Annotated in this window: 3 protein-coding genes; 2 read left to right on the forward strand and 1 reads right to left on the reverse strand. The window is 72.6% G+C overall.

Annotation, left to right across the window (positions count from 1 at the left end; translation table 11 throughout):
- The coding region (locus tag H5J30_RS30290; protein WP_181790610.1) for a PucR family transcriptional regulator at positions 1-590 on the forward strand (590 nt) is incomplete at its 5' end.
- A 49-nt stretch (positions 591-639) separates the two neighbouring features.
- Here H5J30_RS30290 and H5J30_RS30295 read toward each other — a convergent pair.
- Positions 640-1,104, reverse strand: coding sequence for an SCP2 sterol-binding domain-containing protein (locus H5J30_RS30295; RefSeq protein ID WP_181790612.1), 465 nt, complete (start codon positions 1,102-1,104; stop codon positions 640-642).
- An 80-nt stretch (positions 1,105-1,184) separates the two neighbouring features.
- Here H5J30_RS30295 and H5J30_RS30300 point away from each other — a divergent pair, with 80 nt between their 5' ends.
- On the forward strand, positions 1,185-1,853 hold the full coding sequence (locus H5J30_RS30300; RefSeq protein WP_181790614.1) for a TetR/AcrR family transcriptional regulator: 669 nt from the start codon (positions 1,185-1,187) through the stop codon (positions 1,851-1,853).
- The last annotated feature ends 43 nt before the right edge of the window (positions 1,854-1,896 follow it).

The following is a 1,896-nucleotide window of genomic DNA, read 5'->3' on the forward strand; positions in this document are numbered from 1 at the left end:
ACCCGTACCTGCTGATCCCCGGCCCGTTCGACGACGAGCGCCGCGAGGAACTCGACGCCGCGCTCGGCCCGGTCGGCGTGGCCGTGGGCCTGACGGTGCCGCTGCACAGGACCGCGGACTCGCTGCGCTGGGCGCGCCAGGCCCTCGACATGGTCGAGTCGGGCGCGATCCGCGCGCCTTCCCCGGTACGCGTCGAGGACCACCTGCTCACCCTCTGGCTGCTGACGGACCCCGCCCTCGTGGAGCAGATGGCCGGCCGCCAGCTGGAGCCGCTGGCCGCCGTGACGACCGGCCGGCGCGAACGGCTGGTGGAGACGCTGCGGGTCTGGCTGACCACGCGCGGCACCGCGGGCCGCATCGCCGAGCAACTCCACGTCCACCCGCAGACCGTGCGCTACCGGATGCGGACCCTCGGCCAGCACTTCGGCTCCCAGCTCTCCGAGCCCGACCGGCGCTTCGCGCTGGAGGCGACGCTGCGGGCGCTGTGGCTGCGCGACCAGGCGGACCTGCCGTCGACGGGCCCGATCACGGGCCGCAGGGGACGCGCCGGAAGCGCCGGAAGCGCCGGCCGCGGCGAGCCGCCGGGCTGACGGCGGGGCGCACGGCCGGACCGGGCGGGGCGACGGGGGTCGCCCGCGCTCAGTCGGCCTTGGGGATGTCGAACATGCCCGTCAGCTTCAGCGCGAGCGCCACGTCGCCGGTGACCTTCAACTTCCGCGTCATGAAGAGCTTGACGGGCCCGGCGTTCCCGGACGTGACGTTCAGGAACTCCTCGTCACCCATGTCCAGCGTCACCCGCGGCTTCCCCTCGCCCCGCCCCTCCCGTACGGAGCAGGCGCCGCCCGAGACGGTGACGTCGTACACCACCTCGGTCACGCCCGCGATCCGCCAGCGGATGACCGCCTCCAGCTCCCCGGCCTTCTCCGGCTGGAACTGCTGCTCCATCCGCCGGAAGACCTCCCCGACGACCCTGGCGCGCAGCGCTTCGTCCCCGGCCAGCTCCTCGATCTCCCGCGAGGAGAGCCCCCTGACGATGCGCGCGTACTCCTCGGGAGACACCGCGGCGAAGTCCAGGTCCCCGAGACCCGGCGTGTCCTCGGCCATCTGCACACCCCAAATTTCTTACCGGACAGTAGACTTACTGAGTAGTTAAATATAGAAGGCGGCAGAGTACGCTCGCAACTGTGACCGAAAAGCGCAGGCGGCGGCTCCCCCGGCAGGTACGTGAGCAGCAGATCATCGACGTGGCCGTACAGGTCTTCTCCAAGCGTGGCTACCACGCGGCCTCCGTGGACGAGATCGCCGAACTGGCCGGAATCTCCAAGCCGATGGTGTATCTCTACCTGGAGTCGAAGGAAGGGCTCTTCATCGCCTGCCTGCGGCGCGAGGCGGAGCGGCTGATGGCCGCGTTCCACGGGGCGGCCGACGGGGTGCTCACGCCGGAGCTGCGGCTGCGGGCGGGGCTGCGGGCGTTCTTCTCGTTCGTCTCCGAGCACCGCGACGGGTGGGTCGTGCTGCACCGGCACGCCGCCGGGCTGAGCGAGGCCATCGCCGCCGAGTCGGCGCAGGCGCGGCGGGCGGTGATGGCGGAGGTCACCGGGCTGGTGCGGACCGGGATCGAGGAGAACGGCGGCGCGGCCCGGCTCGGGGACGAGGACGCCGAGTTCGTCGCGCACGCCATCGTGGGCGCGGCGGACGCGCTGACGGACTGGATGGCCGACCACCCCGCCGAGTCGCCGGAGGGTATGACGCGGCGGCTGATGAACATGGTCTGGGTGGGCATGCGCAACGTGCTCGGCGGCGAAACCTGGACACCGCCACCGCCGCCGGACGCGTCAGCCGCCGAGGGGTGAGACCGCGCCGCGCAGGTGGGTGCGGGCGCCGTCCGCGCCCTGT

Source organism: Streptomyces phytophilus (assembly GCF_013870535.1).
Taxonomy (GTDB): Bacteria; Actinomycetota; Actinomycetes; order Streptomycetales; family Streptomycetaceae; genus Streptomyces; species Streptomyces phytophilus.